The sequence below is a fragment of the Kocuria rhizophila genome, from assembly GCF_003667225.1.
Classification (GTDB): Bacteria; Actinomycetota; Actinomycetes; order Actinomycetales; family Micrococcaceae; genus Kocuria; species Kocuria rhizophila.
Genome location: NZ_RCOM01000015.1, coordinates 1 through 23,672 on the forward strand (window position 1 = coordinate 1; position 23,672 = coordinate 23,672).

19 protein-coding genes are annotated in these 23,672 nt (G+C 64.9%); 10 read left to right on the plus strand and 9 right to left on the minus strand.

Features of this window, described 5'->3' with window-relative positions:
- Positions 1-59 precede the first annotated feature (59 nt).
- The 5 genes from ychF to D9R02_RS04050 all read left to right on the plus strand — a co-directional run bounded on the left by ychF (position 60) and on the right by D9R02_RS04050 (position 10,666).
- Positions 60-1,163 (plus strand): redox-regulated ATPase YchF, encoded by a 1,104-nt coding sequence (ychF, locus tag D9R02_RS04030; protein WP_121566380.1) that lies wholly within the window; start codon positions 60-62, stop codon positions 1,161-1,163.
- Positions 1,164-1,199: 36 nt separating this feature from the next.
- Complete coding sequence (locus tag D9R02_RS04035; RefSeq protein WP_121566381.1) at positions 1,200-4,097, plus strand: SNF2-related protein; 2,898 nt, start codon at positions 1,200-1,202, stop codon at positions 4,095-4,097.
- A gap of 60 nt (positions 4,098-4,157) precedes the next feature.
- Entirely contained in the window at positions 4,158-6,038 is a 1,881-nt protein-coding gene (locus D9R02_RS04040; protein WP_121566382.1) for a site-specific DNA-methyltransferase, read from the plus strand.
- A 2-nt stretch (positions 6,039-6,040) separates the two neighbouring features.
- A complete protein-coding gene (locus tag D9R02_RS04045) occupies positions 6,041-9,037 on the plus strand; it encodes a restriction endonuclease (protein ID WP_121566383.1) in 2,997 nt (998 codons plus the stop codon).
- Between the two features lie 96 nt (positions 9,038-9,133).
- On the plus strand, positions 9,134-10,666 hold the full coding sequence (locus tag D9R02_RS04050) for a recombinase family protein (protein ID WP_121566384.1): 1,533 nt from the start codon (positions 9,134-9,136) through the stop codon (positions 10,664-10,666).
- Here D9R02_RS04050 and D9R02_RS04055 read toward each other — a convergent pair.
- A complete protein-coding gene (locus tag D9R02_RS04055) occupies positions 10,663-11,376 on the minus strand; it encodes a toll/interleukin-1 receptor domain-containing protein (RefSeq protein WP_121566385.1) in 714 nt (237 codons plus the stop codon). The genes D9R02_RS04050 and D9R02_RS04055 overlap by 4 nt on opposite strands.
- A 157-nt stretch (positions 11,377-11,533) precedes the next feature.
- Here D9R02_RS04055 and D9R02_RS04060 point away from each other — a divergent pair, with 157 nt between their 5' ends.
- On the plus strand, positions 11,534-12,088 hold the full coding sequence (locus D9R02_RS04060; protein ID WP_121566386.1) for an antirestriction protein ArdA: 555 nt from the start codon (positions 11,534-11,536) through the stop codon (positions 12,086-12,088).
- Positions 12,089-12,132: 44 nt separating this feature from the next.
- Here D9R02_RS04060 and D9R02_RS12240 read toward each other — a convergent pair whose 3' ends face one another.
- Genes D9R02_RS12240 through D9R02_RS04095 form a run of 7 tightly spaced genes read right to left on the minus strand, consistent with a single transcriptional unit; the run spans position 12,133 to position 18,544 of the window.
- A complete protein-coding gene (locus D9R02_RS12240) occupies positions 12,133-12,735 on the minus strand; it encodes a hypothetical protein (protein WP_259463904.1) in 603 nt (200 codons plus the stop codon).
- Entirely contained in the window at positions 12,683-13,909 is a 1,227-nt protein-coding gene (locus D9R02_RS12245; protein WP_147435328.1) for a relaxase/mobilization nuclease domain-containing protein, read from the minus strand. Before D9R02_RS12245 ends, D9R02_RS12240 begins: the two co-directional genes overlap by 53 nt.
- Entirely contained in the window at positions 13,906-14,481 is a 576-nt protein-coding gene (locus D9R02_RS12160; RefSeq protein WP_220700413.1) for a hypothetical protein, read from the minus strand. The genes D9R02_RS12245 and D9R02_RS12160 overlap by 4 nt, the downstream gene beginning before the upstream one ends.
- Positions 14,469-14,786: a hypothetical protein gene (locus D9R02_RS04080; protein ID WP_121566388.1), complete on the minus strand. Its 318-nt coding sequence runs from the start codon at positions 14,784-14,786 to the stop codon at positions 14,469-14,471. Before D9R02_RS04080 ends, D9R02_RS12160 begins: the two co-directional genes overlap by 13 nt.
- Positions 14,779-15,108 carry a DCL family protein gene (locus D9R02_RS04085; RefSeq protein WP_121566389.1) on the minus strand — a complete coding sequence of 110 codons (330 nt, stop codon included), beginning with the start codon at positions 15,106-15,108 and terminating at the stop codon, positions 14,779-14,781. The genes D9R02_RS04080 and D9R02_RS04085 overlap by 8 nt, the downstream gene beginning before the upstream one ends.
- Positions 15,108-18,251, minus strand: coding sequence for a DNA-directed DNA polymerase (locus D9R02_RS04090; protein ID WP_224764944.1), 3,144 nt, complete (start codon positions 18,249-18,251; stop codon positions 15,108-15,110). The genes D9R02_RS04085 and D9R02_RS04090 overlap by 1 nt, the downstream gene beginning before the upstream one ends.
- On the minus strand, positions 18,248-18,544 hold the full coding sequence (locus D9R02_RS04095) for a helix-turn-helix domain-containing protein (protein WP_121566390.1): 297 nt from the start codon (positions 18,542-18,544) through the stop codon (positions 18,248-18,250). Before D9R02_RS04095 ends, D9R02_RS04090 begins: the two co-directional genes overlap by 4 nt.
- Before the next feature lie 505 nt (positions 18,545-19,049).
- Here D9R02_RS04095 and D9R02_RS12325 point away from each other — a divergent pair.
- The 4 genes from D9R02_RS12325 to D9R02_RS04110 all read left to right on the plus strand — a co-directional run bounded on the left by D9R02_RS12325 (position 19,050) and on the right by D9R02_RS04110 (position 22,690).
- Positions 19,050-19,187: a hypothetical protein gene (locus D9R02_RS12325; protein WP_310793802.1), complete on the plus strand. Its 138-nt coding sequence runs from the start codon at positions 19,050-19,052 to the stop codon at positions 19,185-19,187.
- Positions 19,188-19,208: 21 nt separating this feature from the next.
- The gene (locus D9R02_RS04100) at positions 19,209-20,297 is read left to right on the plus strand and encodes an ATP-binding protein (protein ID WP_310793803.1); all 1,089 of its coding nucleotides are present in this window, start codon (positions 19,209-19,211) and stop codon (positions 20,295-20,297) included.
- A 290-nt stretch (positions 20,298-20,587) separates the two neighbouring features.
- The gene (locus D9R02_RS04105; protein WP_121566391.1) at positions 20,588-21,055 is read left to right on the plus strand and encodes a GNAT family N-acetyltransferase; all 468 of its coding nucleotides are present in this window, start codon (positions 20,588-20,590) and stop codon (positions 21,053-21,055) included.
- Between the two features lie 204 nt (positions 21,056-21,259).
- Positions 21,260-22,690: an anion permease gene (locus tag D9R02_RS04110; RefSeq protein WP_121566392.1), complete on the plus strand. Its 1,431-nt coding sequence runs from the start codon at positions 21,260-21,262 to the stop codon at positions 22,688-22,690.
- Between the two features lie 232 nt (positions 22,691-22,922).
- Here the strand turns inward: D9R02_RS04110 and D9R02_RS04115 are convergent, their stop codons facing one another.
- Positions 22,923-23,672 (minus strand): succinate dehydrogenase/fumarate reductase iron-sulfur subunit, encoded by a 750-nt coding sequence (locus D9R02_RS04115; RefSeq protein ID WP_121566393.1) that lies wholly within the window; start codon positions 23,670-23,672, stop codon positions 22,923-22,925.

Sequence of the window (23,672 nt, forward strand, 5' to 3'; positions counted from 1 at the left end):
GGGTGGGCCGCGGAGTCGCGTGGCGGCGTCGTCGGGCGGCCCCGGTAAGATGGCGGACCGTGGCTCTTACTATTGGAATCGTCGGTCTGCCGAACGTCGGAAAATCAACCCTGTTCAACGCGCTCACGCGCAACACGGTGCTCGCCGCGAACTATCCGTTCGCGACCATCGAGCCGAACGTGGGCGTGGTGAACCTGCCGGACGAGCGGCTGGAGAAGCTCGCGGAGCTGCACGGCTCGCAGAAGATCGTGCCGGCCACGGTGTCCTTCGTGGACATCGCGGGCATTGTGAAGGGCGCGTCCGAGGGGGAGGGGCTGGGCAACCAGTTCCTGGCCAACATTCGTGAGGCACACGCGATCGCCCAGGTCATCCGCGTGTTCGACGATCCGGACGTGATCCACGTGGACGGCAAGATCGACCCGGCCTCGGACCGGGAGACCATCAACACCGAGCTGATCCTCGCGGACCTGCAGACGCTGGAGAACGCGATTCCCAAGCTGGAGAAGCAGGTCAAGATCAAGAAGGGCTCGCCCGAGCAGCTCGCGGCGTACCAGGCCGCGGAGAAGGTGCTGGCGGAGGGTCGCACCATCTTCGAGGCCGCCGGGCCCGAGAAGCTGGACACCGACAACCTGCGCGAGCTGAACCTGCTCACCGCCAAGCCGTTCATCTACGTGTTCAACGCGGACGAGGGCGTGCTGTCCTCGCCGGAGCGCCAGGCCGAGCTGGAAGCGCTGGTGGCGCCCGCGCAGTGCGTGTTCCTGGACGCGAAGCTGGAGGCGGATCTGGTGGAGCTCTCCGAGGAGGAGGCCCGCGAGATGCTGGAGATGGAGGGCCAGGACGAGTCCGGCCTGGACAAGCTGGCCCGCGTGGGCTTCTCCACCCTGGGCCTGCAGACCTATCTCACCGCCGGCCCCAAGGAGGCCCGCGCGTGGACCATCAACCAGGGCGACACCGCACCCAAGGCCGCCGGGGTTATCCACTCGGACTTCGAGCGGGGCTTCATCAAGGCGGAGATCGTCTCCTACGACGACCTCATGGCAGCCGGATCCATGGCCGATGCGAAGGCCGCGGGCAAGGTGCGCATGGAGGGCAAGGAGTATGTGATGCAGGATGGGGATGTGGTCGAATTTAGGACAGGGCTTACGTCTGGTGGTAAGAAGTAGTCGAGATGGTCAGAGAGTTCGACGGCGGGTGAGGTGATGACGCGGCTCACGGACTACCAGGCGAAGTACTACGCGCACGAACTGCAGCGTAGCTACGCGAACGATCACGTCGGCAAGCTCGCCGGGCTCCTGTTCGACGCCCAGGTGGAGCCGAAGCCGCACCAGATCGACGCCGCCCTGTTCGCGTTGCAGACACCGTTCCTTCCGGGCGTGATCCTCGCTGACGAGGTGGGCCTCGGTAAGACGATCGAGGCGGGCATCGTCATCTCGCAGCACTGGGCCGAGCGCCGCCGCAGCATCCTGATCGTCGCCCCGTCGAGTCTGCGGCAGCAGTGGCAGCAGGAGCTCTACGAGAAGTTCCTGATCCCGTCCTCCATCCTCGACCCGAAGTCGAAGGACTCGCTACTTGCTGCTGCGGGTGGCCGTTCGGCGCAGGTGCTGATCTGCTCCTATGAGTTCGCGCTCCGGCACGAGACCTCACTGCTCAAGGCGTGGGATCTTGTGGTCGCGGACGAAGCGCACAGGCTACGGAACTACTGGGCGGGTAAGACGAAGGCCGCCGAGGCGGTGGCGCACATCGTCAAGGGCGCACACAAGACGGTGCTGCTGACGGCGACGCCGCTGCAGAACAAGCTCGAGGAGCTGTACGGGCTGGTCTCGATCTTCGACCCGGACTATTTCTATTCCCTTGATGCGTTCCGGGAGCGGTACGTCAAGAACCGAGACCTTGGCGGTGACGACGACCTGGTGGAGCGTGTCGCGACAGTCTCGAAGCGTACCTTGCGCCGAGATGCGGACAAGTACATCCACTTCACCAAGCGCCTGCCGCTGACGGTTGAGTTCACCCCGTCGCCGGATGAGGCACGGCTCTACGACTTGGTAAATGACTACCTGCAGCGCGACGAGCTGTTTGCCTTCGCCGGGAGTCAGCGCCACCTCTCTGCCCTGATCATCCGCAAGCGTCTCGGCTCGTCGACCTACGCGGTCGCGAGCACGCTGGAGAACATCGCGAATCGTCTGGCCGATGAGGTTGCCGCTGGGCAGCGCCGCGACGGCCGCGGCGGCCTCGTGGCAGCAGACTTCGCTGTCGACGACGAGATCACCAGCGAGGAACTGGAGGAGGCCGACGAGATCGACGGCACGGCCACAGGTGCCCGTGCGTCGTCGTTGCCGCTAGACGAGTCGTTGCTGGAGGCGATGCGTGCCGAGGTTGCGGAGCTGCGCGAGTACGCGGCTCTGGCTCGTTCGATCACCGAAAACCAGAAGGCGGTCAAGCTTGGTGAGGCGCTCGATCTGGGCTTCGAGCGGCTGCGTGAGCTGGGTGCTCCTGAGAAGGCCATCATCTTCACCGACTCGACCAAGACGCAGGAGTACATCGCGCGCTCGCTGCGGGAGGCCGGTCGCGGCAAGGGGCTCGTTCTATTCAACGGTTCGAACAACGGGCCGGAGCAGACCGCGATCCACCAGGCATGGCTGGAGAAGAACAGAGACGGCGACCTGGTCACCGGCATCGCCGCCGTGGATCGTCGCAAGGCGCTCGTGGACTACTTCCGGACTGAGGGCACGATCATGATCGCGACCGAGGCTGCGGCAGAGGGCATCAACCTGCAGTTCTGCTCGATGCTCGTCAACTACGACCTGCCCTGGAACCCGCAGCGGGTCGAGCAGCGCATTGGCCGTGTGCACCGCTTCGGGCAGAAGCACAACGTCGTCGTCGTGAACTTCTCGAATAAGGTCAACATCGCCGAGCAGCGCATCCTGGAGTTGCTGACGAACAAGTTCCAACTGTTCTCCAGCGTCTTTGGCGCCAGCGACGAGGTGCTCGGCGCGATCGAGGACGGGCTGGACTTCGAGAAGACGATCAGCGACATCCTCACCCGCTGCAGAACCGCTGACGAACTGGACTCCGCGTTCAAGGAGCTGGAGGCGCAGTACGCGGGCGAGATCTCGCGCGAGATGGCCAGCGCCAAGGCGAAGGTCTTCGACAACCTCGACCCCCACGTCCAGGATCGCCTCAAGGCCTACGACACGCAGTCCGGCGAGGTGCTCAACAAGTTCGAGCGCTTGCTGCTCGCGATAACCCGGCACGAACTCGACCAGCACGCCACCTTCGAGGGCGACGGGCGCACCTTCGTGCTGAACCGGACCCCGGTGAAGGACGCGCCGACCGGGCTCTACTTCTTCAAGTCCCAGCCGCTGGAGAACGCCCACCAGTACCGTTACGCGAGCCCGCTGGCCCAGCACGTCGTTGAGACCGCCAAGACCCACGACACCCCGGCACGCGAGCTGACGTTCTCTCTCGGCCAGTCGGAGCGTGTGAGCAGCGCGATTCGTGCGCTGGAGGGCACCAGCGGCGAACTCACCGTCAGCGTTGCGACCTTCCGTATGAGGGCGCGCGACGAGGATGTCTCCGAGTCCTACATGCTGGCCGGCGCCCTGACCGATGACGGCCAGTGGCTCGATGAGGAGTACGTCGCGGACATCCTCGACCTCGCCTGCATCGAAATTGGCGAGACGCGGGACGCGATCGACGCGGCACGCTTCACGCCGCACCTGGACACTCGACGGGCGGAGCTGGAGAAGGAAGTCCAGGGCCGCAACTCCCGCTACTACGACCAGCAGGAGGAACTGCTCTACCGCAATCAGCAGGATCGCAAGGCCGAGCACGAAGGCAAGATCCGCGAGTACCGCGCCAAGGAGAAGGAAGCCCGCAAGCTCGCCCGGCAGGCCGATGACCCGATGGAGCAGCTGCGGCTCAAGAAGGAGGCCCGGAAGTGGGAGCAGCGTGCCGAGGAGGCCGACGAGGACTTCCGGGACGCGCGCAAGAAGCTCCGCGCCGAGGCCGACAAGTACCTCGAACTGATTGAACAGTCGCTCCAGGGAACCCAGGAGACCGAGCACCTGTTCACGATCCGATGGCGGATAGCCACATAGACCACGGGTCATTCACAAACCCGACGCAAATTGTTAAAATCATGAAAGAGAATCACCCGAATGACTGACGAGATCTACGAAACACCATCCACTACACCGAACTTCCAGACCGAGCTGGCAGCGCAGCTTGCCGATCTGGTTCCCGAGGCCATCGCCGACGGGAAGGTGGATGTCGAGAAGCTCAAGGAACTGCTCGACGGCGACGTAGCCGATGGCAGTGAGCGGTTCGGGCTGTTCTGGCCCGGTAAGAAGCGCGCCCTGCGAGCGGCGCAGGAGCCGACCACAGCGACGCTGAAGCCCGACTTCGACAACTCGAAAGACTGGGACACGACGCAGAACGTCTTCATCGAGGGCGACAACCTCGAAGTGCTCAAGATCCTGCAGAAGCACTACCACGCCAAGATCAAGATGATCTATATCGACCCTCCGTACAACACCGGCAAGGACTTTGTCTACCCGGACAATTACAAGGAAGGCCTCGACACCTACCTCGAATGGACGCGCCAGGTCAACGAGGAAGGCAAGAAGGTCACGACCAACGCCGAGACCGAGGGTCGCTATCACTCCAACTGGCTGAATATGATGTACCCGCGCCTCAAGCTCGCACGGAACCTGCTAAAGGACGACGGACTCATATTCGTTTCGATTAATGACTTCGAGCAGCCAAGGCTTCGCTCTCTTATGGATGAGGTATTCGGGGAAACGAACTTCCTCGCAACGCTCGTGTGGCTCAAGGGTAAGGAGGGCGGTAACGATAATGATGGTTTCGGCCGGCATCATGAATACGTCCTTTGCTACGCCAAGAACAAGTCAATCGGCGCTCAGTCGATCCAGCTCGACGCCAAGGATACTTCACGTCACATCACAACTCTTCCCGAAGCGAATCTCGTGCACGCAGGCGAGGAAATTTACAAAGAAGGGGAACCGTTTCAGCTCATTAATCTAAGCAAGCAGAAGGACTATACGGTCAAGATTCCGCTCGCGGACGGAAGTGAGTTGGTGTGGCCATCGTACGCGCCTCAGTCCACTATCGACGAATACGTTCGCGTCGGAAAATTGTTCGTCGGGAAGAAGGGAACCCCGTATGTGAAGTCATTCTTGTCCGATGAGGCAGAAGGCGCTAAGCCGAGTACCGTGATCACGAGTGAGTACGGCACCACGAAAGCAGGCGGGATCGCCGTACGGGAGTTACTTGGCAACGGGAAGCTGTTTAGCTATCCAAAGCCTCCGTCCCTCATGAAAAGAATCGTTGAACTGGCGACTTCCGCTCATGACGGAGACATCGTGTTGGATTTCTTTGCTGGTTCGGGTGCAACGGCGGAGGGCGTCATGAGAGCGAACGCTGCGGACGGCGGTCGACGCACCTGGGTCCTGGTTCAGCTTCCGGAACCAGTGGCGCCCGATTCCGAGGCCGGTAAGGCTGGCTTCGCAGATCTTGCCGAGCTATCGCGAGCCCGTATTTCCAGGGCGGGTGACAATCTCAGCACGCCACACTTGCCTTTGTGTGCCGACGTCGGCTTTCGCGCATATCGCCTCGCGGACACCAACTTCTCGAAGTGGCGACTGTCGAGCGATGTTGACGAGGACGCACTGCAGCAGCATCTGCTCAGCCTTCGTGACAGCGCGACTGATGACGCAACGGCCGATGGACTGCTCACGGAGATCCTGCTCAAACAGGGCTACTCGCTGACCGAGGCGATCTCGCCCGCTAAGGTCGGTGACCTCGACGTCCGGCTCGTACGAGACCGGGATGGCGACGTTGCCGTGCTGGCCTACTTGAACGAGCACGTCAAGCCGACGCTCGAGCAACTCCGTGCACTCGTTGACGAGTCTCCGACGCGGATCATCGTGCTCGAGGACGCATTCCAGGGCGACGACGAACTCAAGACCAACCTTGCCCAGCTCTGCAAGAGCAAGGGCATTGAGCTCTGGACGGCCTGAGTATGAAGAACAGCACAGCGAGCGGATCAGGATTTCAGTTCGACGCCAGTCAGCCGTATCAGTTGGATGCGATCGCGTCCGTGGTTGATCTGTTCGACGGGCAGCCGAAGGATGCGGAGAAGCTGGTCACGACCCTGCGTGGTGCGGCGGTGTTGCCCGACTCAGATCAGGCTGCGCTCGATATCGACCTCACGCAGGAGGTCGGCGCGGTCGGCAACAGCCTCGTGCTTGACCGCGACCTGGTCCTCGCGAACCTGCAGCGAGTGCAGGATCGCAACGGCCTTGAGGTGGCGCCGGCACTAGCGGGCGACGCGCTCGACTTCGATATCGAGATGGAGACCGGCACGGGTAAGACCTACGTCTACCTGCGCACGATCTTTGATCTGGCCGTCCGGTACAACTTCACGAAGTTCGTGATCCTCGTGCCCAGCGTGGCGATCCGCGAGGGCGTCAGCACGAGCATCCGGCTCATGCGCGAGCACTTCGAGAACCTCTACAAGCCGCACGGCATCACCTTCGATGCCTCCATCTATAGCGGCAAGAGCGCAGAGGAGGTGCAGTCATTCGCGACGTCCACGAACGTGCAGATCCTGATCATGACGATCGACTCGATCCGTGGCAACGCGAACACTCGCATCATTCACCAGACGCGCGACAAGCTGAACGGCCTGCGTCCGATCGACTACCTGAAGGCGACCCACCCGGTCGTGATCATGGACGAGCCGCAGAACATGGAGTCGCAGCTCTCGCAGTCGGCGGTCGGTGAACTCGACCCGGTGTTCACACTGCGCTACAGCGCGACCCACAAGAGGCAGCGCAATGTTGTCTACCGGCTCGACCCGGTCGACGCCCACGACTTGGGGCTTGTGAAGCAGATCGTGGTGGCCGAGGTTGCCCAGCAGGGTGCCGATGCGACGCCGTATATCAAGCTGGTTGAGGTGCGGCGTGAGCCGTCGTGGTCGGCCCGGCTGGAGCTGTCCTGCCGCAAGGCCGATGGCTCACTTGAGCGGCGCGTCGTGAGCGTGAAGCAGCACCAGGAGCTGTCGGATGCGCGTCTGACGAACAACCCGATCTACGAGGGCTGGCGCATCAACGAGATGAGCATCGAGCCCGCCTACGTCGACCTCACCTCACACGGTTTCCTCTATGAGGGCGAGAGCATCGGTGCCTCGGCTGGCGCGATCGACAAGGAGATGATCCGAGAGACCGTCCGTGAGCACCTCCGCAAGGAGTCGATGCTGCGCGCCAAGGGCATCAAGGTGCTTAGCCTCTTCTTCGTCGACAAGGTCGCCAGCTACCTGGGCGACGGCACGAGCAACGACGACGCGAGCGGTGACTTCGTGCAGTGGTTCGATGAGGTCTTCGTAGAGGAACGAGCAAAGTCTGCGCGCTACCAGGAGCTGCTGCCGCAGGCGCCGAGTGAGCTTCGCCGGGCGTACTTCTCTCAGATCAAGCGCGGCAAGACGACGACCTTCCAGGACTCGTCCGGCACGACCAAAGCCGATGACGACGCCTACGAACTGATCATGCAAGACAAGGCTCGACTGCTCGACGAGAACGAGCCAGTGCGGTTCATCTTCAGCCACTCCGCCCTGCGCGAGGGCTGGGACAACCCGAACGTCTTCCAGATCTGCACCCTGCGCGAGATGGGTGTCGAGACCGAGCGCCGCCAGACCCTCGGCCGCGGACTGCGCCTCCCCGTCGCAAAGACCGACGATGGGTACGCCCGCGTCGCTGACCGTGGTGTTGCGACGCTGACGGTCGTGGCGAACGAGTCGTACACGAAGTTCGCGGATGCGCTCCAGCGCGAGTACAAGGACGCCGGTGTCGAGATCGGGCGGGTGCGCCGGGCCGAGTTCTCGAAGATCCCGCTGCAGGACGAGAACGGTGCGCTCACCGACGACCAGTTCGGCTACCAGCGCTCCGTCCTCGTCTGGGAGCACCTCAAGGACAAGGGCTTCATCGACAAGGACGGCGTTGTCACTCCGAAGTTCCAGCCGAACCAGCTCGGCTTCGACCTCGGCCTGCCCGTCGACTTCGTCTGGGCTGAGCCGATCATCATCGAGCTGGTCGAGCGCGCGAACATCGGCAAGTATGTCAAGCCGGTCAGCAAGCGTCAGCCGCGCGTGCTCAACAAGCAGCTCTACTCGACACCGGAGTTCGAGGAGTTCTGGGAGACGATCAGCCAGAAGACCACCTACCGTGTCCGGGTCGGCCGCGACCAGCTGATTGAGAACGCCATCCGGGCGATCCGTGAAGCGCCGAAGATCGACGCGCTGCGTATCCAGGTCACCCGCGCCGGAGTCAAGGTGTTGCGAGGCGGTGCCAAGGGTGAAGAACTCGGCACCCGCTCGGCCGATCTCAAGGGCAGCTACGACCTGCCCGACATCATCACGGAGCTTCAGGAAGCCACCTCCCTCACCCGCAAGACCATCGTCGACATCCTGATCGGCAGTGGCCGGCTGGGCGAGTTCATCGGCAACCCGAACGACTTCATCGCAATGACGAAGCGCGCCCTCCAGAGCGAGCTGGCAAAGATCGTGGTTGAGGGCATCCAGTACGAGCGGATCGCGGGATCGGTCTACGAGCTGCGCGAGCTGCAGAAGGACGGCGAGGAGGAGAAGGAGCGCTTCCTCGACCAGATGTACAAGGTGCAGCACACCCAGAAGACCGATTTCGACTACGTGGTTTTCGACTCCGACGTGGAGCGCCAGTTCGCGGAACTGCTCGATTCCCGCGAGGACATCAAGCTGTTCATGAAGCTCCCCGCCAAGTTCAAGATCGATACTCCGGTCGGGCCGTACAACCCCGACTGGGCGATCATCAAGCAGGAGGACGGCGAGGATCGGATCTACATGATCCGCGAGACAAAGGGCACGCTCGACGATACGAAGCTCCGGCCCACAGAACTCGCGAAGATCAAGTCGGCCAAGCGTCACTTCGAGGCTATCGGTATTGAAGACTACGAGCGGGTGGCTCCTGGGGCGTGGGGCCTCTGAGTGGGGGGTGCCGCAGAGGGCTTGTGGCCTCTTACTGAAGACGGGGTCGACTTTGACTTTCGGACGTTACTAACGTCAAGTGAGTAGGCTTCGTGCATGGAGAATGCTCAGGCGGCGCTCCGCAAGGCCGCCGTCTACCTTCGCATCAGCCAGGACCGCGAGATGGACGGCCTGGCCATCGACCGGCAACGGGAGCAGTGTGAGGCACTCGCCACCTACCGTCAGTGGGAAGTAGTCGAGACCTACGTAGACCAGTCGAAGTCGGCCACCGACCGGACTAAGTCACGGCCTGACTACGACCGCATGGTGGCCGACTACAAGGCTGGTCGGTTTACCGCGATCATCTGCTACGACCTCGACCGGCTCACTCGTCAGCCCCGCCAGCTTGAGGACTGGATCGACGCGGCCGAGCTCAACGGGCTTGCTCTCGTCACCGCCAACGGCGACGCCGACCTGTCCACCGACGGCGGGCGCATGTACACCCGCATCAAGGCTGCCGTCGCCCGGGCGGAGATGGAGCGCAAGGGTGCGCGCCAGTCGGCAGCTCAGCTGCAACGCGCCAAGCAAGGCCGTGCTCCCAAGGGCATGAGGCCACTCGGCTACGCGACCAACGGCGACGTGATCCCCGACGAGGCGGAGGCTGTCCGAGCCATCTACGCCCTGTTCACGCGCCCCGGCCACCCGGAGTCCCTGCGCTCGCTTGCGCGCGCCCTCAGCGGCACGCAGGAGATCAAAGGGATCTCGCCCCGGCCCAAGCACTCCCACGTGGTGTCCTCCGAGCGGGCCAAGCGAAGGCTCGCCGAGGGCAAGGAGCCCCGCCCCATCGAACCTGACGGCCCGTGGAGCCCGTCGACCGTGCTGGGAATCCTGCGGAACCCTCGGTACGCGCGAATGTCCACGTACACGCCGAAGACCGCGCAGGCCGACGGTGGCCGACGGCGCTCCTGGCGTGCGCAGATCCTTCGTGACGACGCAGGCGAGCCCATCCGTGGGCAGTGGGAGGCCATCGTCGACGACGAGACCTGGTGGCGCGCTCAAGACATTCTCGACAACACCGAGCGGGTCACGAACACCTCGGGCTCGACCAAGCGCAAGCACCTTGGCTCGGGCCTGTACCGCTGTGCTGTGTGTGGCGGCAAGGTGACGGGGGCACCGCGCGGATACCGCTGTGCGGGGCACGTGATGCGCACCGGCTCTCACATCGACGAGTTCGTCACCAAGGCCATCGTTGCTCGGCTCAGTCAGCCGGACGCTCTCGCCAAGCACAAGACGATCGGCGAGGCGCCAGAGCCGTCAGGAATCAGCGCCGTCATCGCCGAGCAGCGTGGTCGTATTCTCCGCGCTCAGCGTGACTACGACGACGAGGTGATCGAAGGCCGTGACCTCAAGCGCATCCGCGAAGCGGCGGAGGCCCGGATCGCTGAGCTTGAGGCCGAGCGTCTGCTGCAAGGTCGGGGCGGGGCGCTTGCCCCGATCTTGGGTACCGATGACCCGGCGACGGCATTCCGCGAAGCACCTCTCGAGGTCCGGCGGCAGGTCATCGACGCCCTCGCCACCGTGACCCTGCACGCGCAGCCCCGAGGGCGCCGGGGCTTCGATCCTGCCAGCGTGACAGTGGAGTGGCGTTAGGCGTTGGTGTCGAAGGCGTCAGTCGACACCAGCTCGCTGATTTTCAGCGCGATCTGCTCCATCGTGTCTTCTGCTGTGTCGAGACCGCTCCGGGAGGCCAACAACGGGCTCTCGTCCCGCAACTCCTCGTAGGTGATCTCGTGCACGACGGGCACCAGCAAATCCCGGGCTAGCAAGGCAGATAGTTCCTTGTCTGCTACGCCCGCCGCCTTGAGGCGCTTCACGAACGCGGGCGTGACGAGGACAAGTCCAGCTCGAGATTTCGCAAGGCCTCGGTCAATCTCCCTCATCAGCGGGGTCCCTAGCACGACGTTCTTCTCGCTGAACCAGACCGTCACGCCGATTTCTTCGAGCGCATCGTGTAGTTCCTTGGCTGTCCCGCGCCGGTCATCCCACGCGTGGCAGAGGAACAGGTCGTAGCGATCGGGGAGGGCGCCTTGCGCCTCAATCGCCTCACGAACGGGGGTGAGAGCGCGGACTTCGCTGGGGGAGTAGGTCGCGGTGGACGATGATGGTGACCACCGTGGGCGAGAAGTACGTGACGAGCCGCCGGTGGAGCTCCTGCCGCCGCCACTGCTCGGGTAGCTGTAGCTCGGGGGGTAGGTGTTGTAGTTCGAGTAGTAGCCGTATGAACGGCCGCCGCATGCCGGGCAGTTCGCCCGGCCGCTGGCGGTCCTGTGACCTTGTAGTGGTGCTGTGCATTGAGCCATGCCAAGAAGGTACAACTCGCCACTGACAATTCTTGCGGGAGCGCCGCACGGCGGCGCCGGGGGTCTTCATGAGAACGGGTGTCCGGCGTAAGCGCTGATTCTCCGAGCACAGCCGGTCGGGCCCCGTTCTCATCCCGACTGCTTGGAGGAGAACACCATGACCATCACCGCCGCCGACACCACCCCGCGAGTCTGGCCCGCCTGCCTCAGCTGCTACAACAACGCACGCCTGGTCGGCCAATGGGTCGATTGCACCGACGCCGCTGACGTCACGCTGCACCAGCTGCATGAGGGCACGGGCAGCCTGTCCGCCGGATGCGAAGAGATCTGGTGCCTGGACACCGAGAACATCCCCGTAGAGCACGAGATGGGCCTCCTCGAGGCAGCCGAGTGGGGCCGGGTCTACACCGAGGTTGGCCCCGAGCACTGGCCCGCACTGTGCGCTTGGGTGCGCTCAGGCGCCTACGTCGCTGAAGGACGCGGCGACCTCCCGTCGGTCAGCGACTTCGAGGAGCGCTACTGCGGCCGCTGGGACGACTTCCGCGAGTACGCCGAGCACTGGGCGACTGAGACCGACATGATGGACCGCTGGCCCGATGACGCCGTGCGCTACTTCAACTGGGACGCCTGGACCCGCGACATGGCAATGGACCACACCGTCGTCAACGCCTCAGCGCCGGACTTTGGTGCCTTTGTCTTCCGTGATCTCTGACACGAAACCCCGCAGCCATCGGCTGCGGGGTTCTTCTTTCGGGCTCACCACCCTCGGTACTTGTCGGCAACCCAACGACCGCCAAGCCAGACGAGCCAGCCGAAGCCGCCCACTCCCGCGAGCGTCGCCAGCGCGATCAGTGCCTTATGCCACCAGACCTGGGCGGCCGCGAACGACGACCACGCCCAGCCGAGCAATGGCCCTAGACCAAGCGCGTGTGCCGTGCCCATCGTCAGCCCGCCGAGCACAAGCAGCGTTACGGCCAACGGGAGGAGTGCCAGGCACATGCGTCCAACGGCAGTCCAGGCCACCTTGCCCTCCAGGGCTGCCAGGCGGCGCTCAGCACCCCTGACACCGGCCAGCACCTCATCCGCCTTGGCAACCACCCGCTCGACCTCCTGGGCGGCGGCGACGGTGCGCTGGGCCCCCAGCTCCGCTGCCTGACGCTCGAACCCAGCGAGGGTCTTCTCGACCCGCACGATGAACGGCTCGACGGCCTTGGCCAGTCGGACATCGAGAACCTTTACGGCATGCTGCTCGAGCTTGGCGGTGTCGATCCGGACATTGCCCCGCTTCTTCACGGTCTCCGCGAGCTCAGCCGAACTCCGGGCCGTCGTCGCGAGCTGCTTCTCGATCCTCGTCATCATCGAGTGCGCATCCAAGTCCGACCGGCGCACTGACGACCCGTCGGGCAGCTTCACGGCTTCGCTGCTGCTCAGCTGCGATGCGACGGCGGCGAGCGTCTTCTCGATCTCGGCGATCCTGCTCCTCGTCTCGTCGTCGAGCTGCGGCCTCGAGGGCTGCTCGTGCTGCCGCGAGGTCGACAGACGCTTCAGCCGGGCCTCCTGCTGCTCGTCCATCACTTTCACGAAGGCCGTGAGGTCGGCCACGGTCTTCGTCAACTTCGAGAGCTGCTGTTCGACGGCGGGCAGCCTCGAGGTCCACTCCTCCAACATTTCCGTAGTCGACTGCTGCTCGTCGGCCTGCTTCATCGTGTCCAGCAACCCCATTGGTCACTCCCTTCTGTGCGTGGTACTCGAAGATCTGCTGGGCGCCCTCGGCCGTGAACTCAGGTGTCAGGGCCGATGCCTTCTTCCTGCCCCACTTGCCGTTGTCGTCGCGCCTCATGGAGTAGGTCCACCCGTCGCGGTCAGTGACCTTGAGCCGAACCCCGTTCTCCTCGAGCACCTGCTCGAACGCTGGGCGGTCGACACAGCGAGGGTCAGCCAGCGACTCGTAGACCAGGTCGCCCAAGGCCTGCTCGAAGCCGCCAGGCTTGAACTCCTCTCGGCGCAGTTCCCAGTCGAGCTTCGGGCGCTGCGGGTCGGCGTTGGGTTCGTACCCAGCCTCAACGAGCAACTCGTCATTGAGCTGGCGCAGACCCCTCGTCCAACTGGTGTTGCGCTTGAGGGCCTTGCCTGTGCACTCGTCGTGGTTGACCACGTAGATGTGCCCGTGCACGTGCTCGCCCTTGGAGTCGTCGTGGATGACCACGAGGTACTCGGCGCTGAAGGCGGCCTCGGCGAGGCCAACGCTCAAGCCGAGCATCTTCTTGAGGTCCTCCGGCCGGTTCACGTCGAAGACCTTGGGGTCCCCGGCGAGTACAAGGTTGTAGGTCTCGTACTTGCGGCCGTGGGCAGCGGCCATCTCTTCGGCGTAGGCGATGAACTCCTCGGGAGACTCCATCGACGACGCGTAGGCGGCCGCACGGTTGGTGCCTCGCTTCATGTTGTCGACGTACTGCTGTCCCCGTCCGTAGAGCGCATACATGACACCGCTGCGGGCAGAGACGCCACCAGCGATGTTGACTGTTGCGCTCATGACCGCGTCCGATCCCCGAGCTCGGCGCGCCGAGCAGTGACGGCTGCGAGGGTCTTCTCCAGCAAGTTGTCGTCGACGACCACGGTCACGGCGTCATCAGCCTTGCGGGCCGTGGCAGCGTCTCGCCGCAGACCGTTGAGCGTGATGCCGAGCCGCCGCAACTGCTCGACCTCAGCAGCCGAGGCTGCTGTCGGCCGAGGTCGGGCAGCTGCGCGCTCCAGGAGCGCAACCTCTGCCCGACGGTCGTCGAGCTCGTCCAAGAGGACGGCTCGCGCCCATGCACTCGGCTTGACGCCGAGCGCCTCAGCCCGACGCCTGGCGGCGTCGAACTGAGCACGGGTCACGCGCACATCAAGATGGGCGTCGAGCGTGACCCGAGAGGTCGAACCCCCCGCGCTGGAGCTCTCGGGAGCGGGGGTTTCGACACGGCCAGCAGGGATCTTGTCCGACAACTTCGCTTCGCTCGTGTCGTCCAAGATCTGCTGGCCCTCGTCCTCGGTCGCTGCGCTCCCTGCGGGCGAGGGGTGTGTGGACGCGCTGTCTGCAGCGCGACGAGGGATCACCCGTTCCACGGCTGCCTCACCTCCTCGCTGTGCTCGGTGGTGTCGGCAGTCGTGGCGACGGGCTCCGCGGCAGGCTCTTCTGCCGCCCGCTTCGCCTTGGCCGAGCGCTTCGCCTTCTCGGCGGCGATAAGCTCCCGCGCCTGCGCGGCCAGATTGTCGTAGACGTCGGCGTGGTGCTCCTTGAGCACCTCGACGACCTTTGCGTCGACCCTGCGCTGCTCGGCAGCGGCATCGCGCTTGAGCTTCGCGATGCGGGCATTCGCCTTCGCGCGCTCAGCAGCAATCAGCTCGTCGAGATGGGTGGACTCACTCATTGTTGTTCCTTCCGGTCGCGCGACCACTTGGCCGCAGGTTGGTAATGCACTTCTTGATCGACCAGTTGTCGACCGACCCGTCCTCGCGTAGGACGAGGAAGTTGCGGGTGCCCCATTCGGGGATGAGCGCGACGACGATGGCGTCAACACCCACCCCGTGCTTCCGAGGAGCGTCGGGGTGGCTGGACAGGAGGGCACGGGCGAACACGTCGTCGGGGCCTGTCAGGATCTCGCCAAGCCCCACTCGGTTGAGCACGCGGCTGGCGTGCGCACGGACGTCATCCTTGGTGGCGAAGGTCAAGGTGCCGACGGTGTAGGTCATCAGGCACCCTCCGCAACTTCGACTGGGGCTGCGCTTGCGAACGGATCGACGTTGAGCATGTCCTCGACGTACGGCTCGATGGCGTCGAAGTCGATGTCGATTTGGCGTTCGGTCTTTGAGCGCGCATGGGACCAGAACCGCTCCTTCGGACGCGGCAGCCCGAACTTCTCGAAGGCATCGAGCCGCTCAGCCAGGGGACGGTCAGACGCGAGCCACGGGATGTTGATGATGCCCTGACGCTGGGCGATCACAATGCCCTTGGCGATGCGATCCAGTCGCTCGGCCTCGGCGACCGAGCCGTCCTCGTCCAGCAGCACCTGGAGTCGGTCGAAGTAGTCGAGCCACTGGTCACGGGTCCTGCGCACCGGCGAGCGATCCCACACGGGCTCACCCAGCTCATCGTCCCAACGCTTCAGCCCCCGGTCGACCGAGCGGCCCAGCTCGACCTCCTCCGGGGAGTTCCACGGCACGGTCTGGACGTGGGCGACCTCGAATACCTTGTCACCCACCATCACCATGTTGGCCGTCATGCCGTCGGGCACCGGACGACGCTTGCGGTCGAACTCGATGGTCTGCTGCTTGTGGACGACGATGGGGGAGAAGTCCAGTCGGTTGTGAACGCGGGTCAGCTCCTCCATCGACGGGAAGACCTTCATCGTCACCGGCAGTGCTCCGTCGCGGGATACCATCAGCTCGTACATGTGGTCCCGGTCGGCCTGGCTGTCCTCCTCGATTCCCTCGGGCAGCTTGTACCCACCGTGGGCGAGAACACCACCAGGCTGGCGAGAGAAGTTGGCACGGGTGGTGACGTTGAGCAGGTCCGTCTGGGTGTGCTTCTCCTCCCACATGCCCCGCGAGCCGGTCAGGGCTTCCCGGGTCTCGCGCCACAGGTCCGACAGCCCGTACAGGTCCAGACCGTCTACCACAGCCAGCTCGGCGTCGGTGATGAACCCGTCGGTCGTGCAACTCGGCGTGGAGTAACCAAGGTCGTGCAGCTCGTTGAGCGTGGCCAACAGCACCGCACGGGGCAGGGACGTGGTCATGGAGGCGTGCCACGGGGACGTGATCGCAGAACCACCAACCTCGTCGCGCTCCTGCGCCCAGGCGTCCCAGCCGCGTTGACCCATGACGCCCTGGGCGAGCTTGCCGTACGGGGAGTTGGCCATCTGCTTGAGCACGGTCTGCTGGAAGGACTTCTTGCCGAACTTCTTCTTGGCGAGCGCCCGGTCATCCAACAACGTCTTGTACGGGCGACGCAGCAGGCGCGAGGGCGAGCCGTCCTCAAGCCGCAGGGTGCGCCCGAAGTGACCGATCTGACACATCACCCGAGCACCCAGCTTCAGCGCCAGCCAGACCTCGGGAGCCATCGACCACACCCCACGTGCACCGCCCGACGTCCGGGGGTAGACCATCGACCCCTCGACGGGCACGGGCAGGCAGGGGAAGGCCACGGACTCGGGGAACTCGAACGACACAAATCCGACGAACGGCGTCAATGGCCCGCCCTCGGCAAAGTCGTCCAGCGACAGCTCGACGTTGTTCACCGTCCGCAGGATCACGCCGTCGGGGTGCAGGTAGTCGACGTCCCAGATGGTCGAGCTGGCCGTCGGGTAGCACGACTGGAGGTCGAGGTCGTGTGTGGTCTGCTCGAACAGCCCCAGCTCGGCGCTCATGTTATAGCCGCCCCGGAAGGACAGGGCGCAAGCATGAATCCACGTGGCCGCAGCGCCGTCGAGAGGTTGCAGCTCGCGCTGCCGATAGTAGGCGAGCTGGTTCTCGATGCTCACGGTCTGTTCGGTTCTCTTGGTGACCTTCTCCAGGCCGCCGAACACGCGGTTGAAGTTGATCTTGGGGCCGGTCTCCACCAGTGGCTTGCCCGCGTGACGCTCCGCGAGTTCGCTGGCGATGATGCCGCGCACGGCGCGGGCCGCAGCCGTCGGCAGCGTGAGGGCGACCTCCTGGTGCTCGCCGTACATCTGGCTGACGTACTCCAGGGCGATCACGGCGTCGTTGGAGGCGTAGTCGAGGAACTCCGCAGGGTGCGCGACCAGGTACTCGTCCATACGAGCAATCCAGTCACCGGGAACATCCAGCTTCGCCACGCCCACGGCGTCGCCCAGCTCGGACAGCTTCGCAGCGCCCGACTGCGCCATCGTGTCGCGGATGGAGACCACCACAGGACGTGCCCACCGCTTGTTCGCACCGGGAAGCACCCATTCGACGGGCTTGGGCGAGACCATGCCCGCACTGGCAGAGATCACCGCACGCAGGATGTCCGGCTCTCGGTCGTCCAGCCGACGATTCCGATAGCCCGAGTAGCCAGCCTTCGCCCGGCGGCGCTTTCTACCCGTCGGGTAGGCAGCATCCCAGGTGTTGTGCATCTTCACCGGGTCGACGAAGGTCGTAAGGTCGGCGTTCTGGAAATGCGCCACGAGAGTGATCGGCAGCGCGTGCGCGTGCTCGCCCTTCTGCCGGAACCACCACTCCCGATGCCACTTGCCTGCGGCGTCCACAACGGCCTGGCGGGGCACGCCCTTGGCCGTCCAGCCCTCGGCCAGCGGATGCTCATGCAAGCCCAGCGCCGTGATGGCCAACTCCAGCGCCTTGCCGAACGACAGCCTGGCAACGCGGGGACCACGAGGCCCGGGGTAGATGGCAGGGAGGACCACAGCCAGCCGCAGCCGGTCGGCGTCGGTCGGGTCGATGGCGGCGAACTGGTAGGACACGATCCGGCGCGTGACCTGCTCACTCTCGCCGATCCAGCCGCGCTCGGCGTCGAACGTACCGTCGCTGACGAACTCGGTGTCGAACCCGATGACGACCGATCCCTTGCCCGACCGCATCCCCTGCACCGACGGGTATGAACCGAAGCCGCCCGTCGCGCGGGTGGCGGTCCGCTCGACCGTCTTGGTCAGCACGACGAACGAGGCCGGGTGCTTGCGCGAGGTCGCGGTGTCGGCAACCCGGCTCACCTGCCACCCGTTGGCGGCGGCGGCGGCAATGGGGCCTTCCCCATAGGGGGTTGCCGCCAGTGGCCTCTGACTAGGGGTTTTGTCCTCTTCTCGCGTCCCAATAACGTCTTTCCGGGACGCGAGCGTGTCCTTGCTGGCTGTCCCGAGGGAGGCGTTGCCCAGCCCGCTCATGACGCCTCCCCGAGGAGGTCGCGCAGGCGGCGGGTCTGCTCCGGCGTGAGCGGGGGAGCGGCTTCGAGGAGGCGCGCGATGGCGGCCTCGATCGGGTCGACGCCGACTGGCCTGGCCAATGCATCGAGGTCGGAGCGAAGGATCTTGACGCGCGATCCGGTCTTTGATGCGGGCAGCTTGCCCTGTGCGATCCAGGACCGCAGGGTCGAGTAGGCTCCGTAGCCCTCGGCTACGGCCTCTTGGAGGGTGAGGTAGTGCGTCCGCGATGATGCGGGGGAGTAGGCGGTGCCCACGATGAACTCCAGACAGCTTGAACTGTCCGGAGACGGGGGGATAGTTGTCCGGCTACCTTCCCGGTCGCCGTGCGCGATGCTCCACTGAGGCCGTTGGCCTACCGTGCCTTACGGGAGAAGTCACTCCCTGCCGGGTCGTCATATTCATCAATCTCGACGGGGCTCCCGGCGCTACCCGGTGCTGACCAAGAGCGGCTCGCCACCGCCCCCGTGGGGTGATCCCTCTTCGCTCACCTTGCGGTCGCGGTGGTTGAAGACTTGACGCGATCCTAGCACTGCCTGTCAAGTCCCGTCAATCGATGGCGCTACCAAACGTTCGTTCTGTCCGTAATGCGGTGGAGTTCCGGCCCAACGTCTGAGCCGGGGGCGCCTTCGAAGGGCGATGTTTTTTGGGCGCCGTGGTAGTGCCAATTTGGCGGCGTTCTACTGAGTCCAGGTTATGCGTTTGGTCTAGTTCCACACTTGCTAACGGTATGGTTGGATCTTGTCGTTCACTCGCGGCATCGTGGACCTCGAACTGGATAATCTCCTCTGTGAGGTGGCTGCTCTCGCGCTGGATGGTCCCAAGGCGGTGGGCACGACCACGACGGCAGAACAGCGGGTGGCCGGATTGATGAAGCTGGACGCCAAAGCCGTTCGCTAGCCCGTCGCAGCGGATCCGCGGATCGTCCTCCGCCGACCTCGCCCGCTCGTCGTCGATGAGTGGCAGGAGGTGCCGGAGGTGTGGGATGCCGTTCGCCGTGCTGTGGATGAGGATGCCGCAGGCGGGCAGTTCCTTCTGACTGGTAGCGCGAGTCCGCAGGACGGGACCGTGCAGCACTCGGGAGCCGGCCGGATCGGCCGCCTGCGCATGCGTCCCATGACGCTCGCGGAGCGTGGTCTGGAAACACCAACCGTGAGCCTTGCTGCTGTTCTGGCGGAACGTGATGCCATCCAGGGAGAGTCCACGATGGGGCTGCCCGAATACGTGGAGGAAATCGTCGCCTCGGGTTTTCCGGGGATGCGCGGCTTGAGCTTCCGCGCCCGGGGCTTTCAGCTCGACTCCTACCTGCGCAATGCTGTAGAGCGTGACGTGCCAGAGCAGGGCCTGGCCGTCCGTCGCCCGGAGGCCATGATGGCCTGGCTGCGAGCGTATGCTTCCGGCACTTCGACGACGGCGAGCTACTCCCAGATCCTCGATGCAGCGACCCCTGGTCACAGCGACAAGCCGGCACGGGCGACCGCCGAGTCCTACCGCCAGGTGCTCGCCTCGTTGTGGCTTCTCGACCCTGTGCCGGCCTGGACCCCGACCGGCAGTCCGATGACTCGCCTCGGGCAAGCTCCGAAGCACAACCTGGCGGATCCTGCTCTGGCAGCTCGCCTCCTCGGCCTGGGCGCTGATGCACTGCTGGGCGGCAAAGGGGAGCCACTTCGTCCCCAGGCGGGTTCCATGCTGGGGATGCTCTTCGAATCGTTGGTGACACTGTGCGTCCGTGTCGCTGCCCAGGCCGCGGAGGCCGACGTCGCACACCTGCGGACGCGCAACGGCGACCATGAGGTGGACCTCGTGGTCGTGCGGCCCGACGGTGGCGTCGTCGGTGTGGAGGTGAAACTGGCGGCGGCTGTCAACGACTCCGACGGCAAGCACCTGCGCTGGCTGCGCGAACAGCTGGGATCACGTTTCGTGGACGGTTTGATCATCACGACCGGTCCAACTGCCTATAGGCGGAGGGACGGTCTTGCCGTGGTGCCGCTTGCTCTGCTCGGCCCCTGAGGGACATGTCGCCTGAGCTGAACCGGCTCAGGGCACGGTGGAGAATCAAGGTCACTGCAGAGCGTGGGTGGCGTCCGTAATGACGCGGAGAGAAGGACTGGGCGGAGGGCCGAGCAGGCGGCCGAGCGGGAGCCTTGGCCTGCCCCGTCACCACCACTTCGGCCCCCATGAGCACCGACTCAGCGTGCGTGCTTCCCAGGCTCCTACGCTGATGAATTGAAGACGGCGCTATTGAAAAGGGTCATGTTGAGAGGCGAGATCGTCCCCGACACCCCCGGCTGGAGGTCTCGATGGGCTCGAACGATTGGCATGTGGCACAGGACAGCCACGTCCCTGAGGACGTGGCCCGGCTACTGGGTACCGTTCCAGAGTGGTTCGGGCAGCCTGAAGCCAACGCCGAGTACATCGCCGCCGCAGGTGCCAAAGAGACGTGGGCGGTCCGCGATCCCTCAGGGCAGGTCATCGGCGTGACTCTCGTGGACCGGCACTTTCCGCACATGGCGGAAATCCACCTCATGGTCGTGGACCGGCGATTCCACGGCCGTGGCGTGGGGACCGCCATGATGGCCGCCGTGGAGTCCGACCTAAGGGCACGAGGAGGGCGGCTCCTCCAGGTCAAGACGCTGGGTGCGTCGCATCCGGATGCAGGCTATGCCCTGACCCGGCGCTTCTATGAGACGCAAGGCTTCCTTCCACTGGAAGAAACCGATTTGTGGGGTGAAGGCACACCCTGCCTTTTCATGGTCAAACCCCTCTGACCATCGCGTTCACAGTTACCCCCTTTGTCACCTCAATCTGCCGTGGTGTGACCTTTCGAACATTCCCACCCGCCACCGTGCCGACCTGCGGATTCCCGGCCCCCAGTCCTAGAATTGATGTGAAACAGGTGTTTCACGCCAGGGCGATTCTCGGAGGCTCTCATGCCCAGCAAAAAGGTTGATCCAACAACTGATTCCACATCCATGAGTCACGAAACCAAGTCCATGCTCTGGAAGTTCGGGCTTATGCTCCTCGTGGGGGCGGTGATCTACTTCATCCCCGCACCCGAGGGCGTGGACCCCCGCGGCATGCACATGCTCGGCATCTTCGTCGCCACCATCCTGGGGCTCATCCTGCAGCCCCTGCCCACCCCGTCGGTGGCGCTGATCGGTCTGGCCACGGCCATGATCACCGGCGCCATGGACGTCAAGAGCGGGGAGGCTCTGAGCGGGTTCTCCAATTCCGCGGTGCTACTGATCGTCGCGGCGTTCTTCATCGCGGACGGCTTCCTGCTCACCGGGCTGGGCCGCCGCGTGGCCCTGATGTTCCTCACGGTCCTCGGCAAATCACCCCTGGGCATCGCCTACGGCATGGCCGTCACGGACCTCCTGCTCGCACCGGCCACGCCGTCCAACACGGCCCGCGCCGGTGGCGTGATCTACCCGATCGTCCGCTCCGTCGCCGAGGTCCAGGACTCCACCCCGGACACCGACGAGTCCCGACGCCGCCTGGGCTCCTACCTGACCTTCACCGCCGCGCACGTCAACGTGATCACCAGCGCCATGTTCATCACCGCCATGGCCGGCAACCCGCTGGCCGTGGACGCCGCAGCCAAGCTCGGGGTGGAGATCTCCTGGGGTCAGTGGGCCCTCGCCGCCCTGGTCCCCGGCCTGGTCAGCCTGGCCGCCGTGCCGTGGCTGCTCATGAAGATCTACCCGCCCACGCTCAAGGAGACCCCGGAAGCGCCGGACATGGCACGCCGTGACCTGCAGACCATGGGCTCCATGACCCGCGGCGAGATCGTGATGGCATGCACCTTTGTGCTCCTGCTCCTGCTGTGGGTGTTCGGCACCTTCCTGGGCGTCAGCGCCACCGCGGCCGCGTTCGTGGGCATCGCCATCCTGCTGCTGACCAAGGTGCTCACCTGGGACGACATGGCCAAGAACGCCTCCGCCTGGAACACCTTCATCTTCTTTGCCGTGCTCGTGGGCATGGCCGAGAACCTCAACAACCTGGGTGTCATCGACTGGATCGGCTCCGTGGTCTCCGGCCTGGTGGGCGGGTTGCCCTGGATCGCTGCCTTCGCGATCCTCGCGCTCGTGTACTTCTACGCGCACTACATGTTCGCCTCGAACACCGCGCAGATCGTCGCGATGTACGGCGTGTTCCTGGGCGCGGCGATCGCGGCCGGCCCCCCGCCGATGTTCGCAGCCCTCGCACTCGGCTTCATCGGCAACCTCTTCGGCGCCATCACCCACTACGCGTCCGGCCCGTCCGGCGTGGTCTACGGCTCCGGGTACGTCAAGGTGTCCGAGTGGTTCAAGATCGCCTTCATCATGTCCGTGGCGATCATCATCATCTGGACCGTAGTGGGCAGTGCCTGGATGTGGCTGCTCGGCAGCTTCGCGGTGTAGCCCGCACGGCGAACCCCACCCCGTACGACGACGCTCGGTGCCCTCCCAGGGGCACCGAGCGTCGTCGTCTTAGCAGGGACGGGCGGTCGCGCCTGCACGCATTCACCACGAGCCGCGCCACGAGACACCGGGGACAGAGCGCCACCAGCATAGGGGTACGCACCGGGCCCGGTCACAGAACGAGCGCCGTGCGGTCTGCACGGCGCTCGTCGTCTGTCGGCGGGGGAGCGGGTCAGTCGTCCTTGTTGCGCAGCACCTGCCGCAGCTTCTCCCGGTTGAGCCCGGCGATCGCGGTGATTGGGATGCCCGCCGGGCACACCTCCGCGCACTCGCCGTAGACCGAGCACGGGCCGAACTCCTCCTCGGCCGCGCGCGTGATGCCCTTGGCGCGGCGGCTGCGCTCCTTCTGGCTGGAGGGCAGCGTGGCCAGGTGCATGGTCTTGGACCCGGCGAACAGCTGGGCGGAGCCGTTGGGGCACGCGGCCACGCACGCACCGCAGCCGATGCATGCGGCCAGGTCCAGGGCCCACTCCGCGGACTCGTGGGTCACGGGAATGGCGTCCGCGTCCGGGGCCGTGCCCACAGCGGTGGACACGAAGCCACCGGCCTCGATGACCCGGTCCAGGGCGCTGCGGTTCACGGCCAGGTCCTTGACCACGGGGAACGCCCCGCTGCGGAACGGCTCGAGCTGCACGGTGGCCCCGTCCTCGAAGGAGCGCAGGTGCTGCCGGCACGAGGGGGTCTTGGCCTGCGGGCCGTGCGGCCTGCCGTCCACGGTCACCCCGCACGCACCGCAGATGCCCTCGCGGCAGTCCGAGTCGAACGCCACGGGATCCTCGCCGCGTGCCACGAGGTCGTCGTTGAGCTTGTCGAGCGCTTCGAGCAGGGAAAACTCCGGCCCGACGTCCTCCAGCGGGTACTCGACGAAGTGCCCGTCCTCCGCACCGGATTCCTGTCGCCAGACTTTCAGCGTGAGTTTCAT

Coding starts and splice junctions, on each gene's coding strand:
- D9R02_RS12240 (WP_259463904.1), bottom strand. CDS start 12,735: ATGATGACGAGGATCGAGAAGCAGCTCGCGACGACGGCCCGGAGTTCG.
- D9R02_RS04045 (WP_121566383.1), top strand. CDS start 6,041: ATGAAGAACAGCACAGCGAGCGGATCAGGATTTCAGTTCGACGCCAGT.
- D9R02_RS04090 (WP_224764944.1), bottom strand. CDS start 18,251: ATGAGCGGGCTGGGCAACGCCTCCCTCGGGACAGCCAGCAAGGACACG.
- D9R02_RS04050 (WP_121566384.1), top strand. CDS start 9,134: ATGGAGAATGCTCAGGCGGCGCTCCGCAAGGCCGCCGTCTACCTTCGC.
- D9R02_RS04080 (WP_121566388.1), bottom strand. CDS start 14,786: ATGAGTGAGTCCACCCATCTCGACGAGCTGATTGCTGCTGAGCGCGCG.
- D9R02_RS04110 (WP_121566392.1), top strand. CDS start 21,260: ATGAGTCACGAAACCAAGTCCATGCTCTGGAAGTTCGGGCTTATGCTC.
- D9R02_RS12245 (WP_147435328.1), bottom strand. CDS start 13,909: ATGAGCGCAACAGTCAACATCGCTGGTGGCGTCTCTGCCCGCAGCGGT.
- D9R02_RS04035 (WP_121566381.1), top strand. CDS start 1,200: ATGACGCGGCTCACGGACTACCAGGCGAAGTACTACGCGCACGAACTG.
- D9R02_RS04060 (WP_121566386.1), top strand. CDS start 11,534: ATGACCATCACCGCCGCCGACACCACCCCGCGAGTCTGGCCCGCCTGC.
- D9R02_RS04105 (WP_121566391.1), top strand. CDS start 20,588: ATGGGCTCGAACGATTGGCATGTGGCACAGGACAGCCACGTCCCTGAG.
- D9R02_RS04040 (WP_121566382.1), top strand. CDS start 4,158: ATGACTGACGAGATCTACGAAACACCATCCACTACACCGAACTTCCAG.
- D9R02_RS04085 (WP_121566389.1), bottom strand. CDS start 15,108: ATGACCTACACCGTCGGCACCTTGACCTTCGCCACCAAGGATGACGTC.
- D9R02_RS04115 (WP_121566393.1), bottom strand. CDS start 23,672: ATGAAACTCACGCTGAAAGTCTGGCGACAGGAATCCGGTGCGGAGGAC.
- D9R02_RS04055 (WP_121566385.1), bottom strand. CDS start 11,376: ATGGCTCAATGCACAGCACCACTACAAGGTCACAGGACCGCCAGCGGC.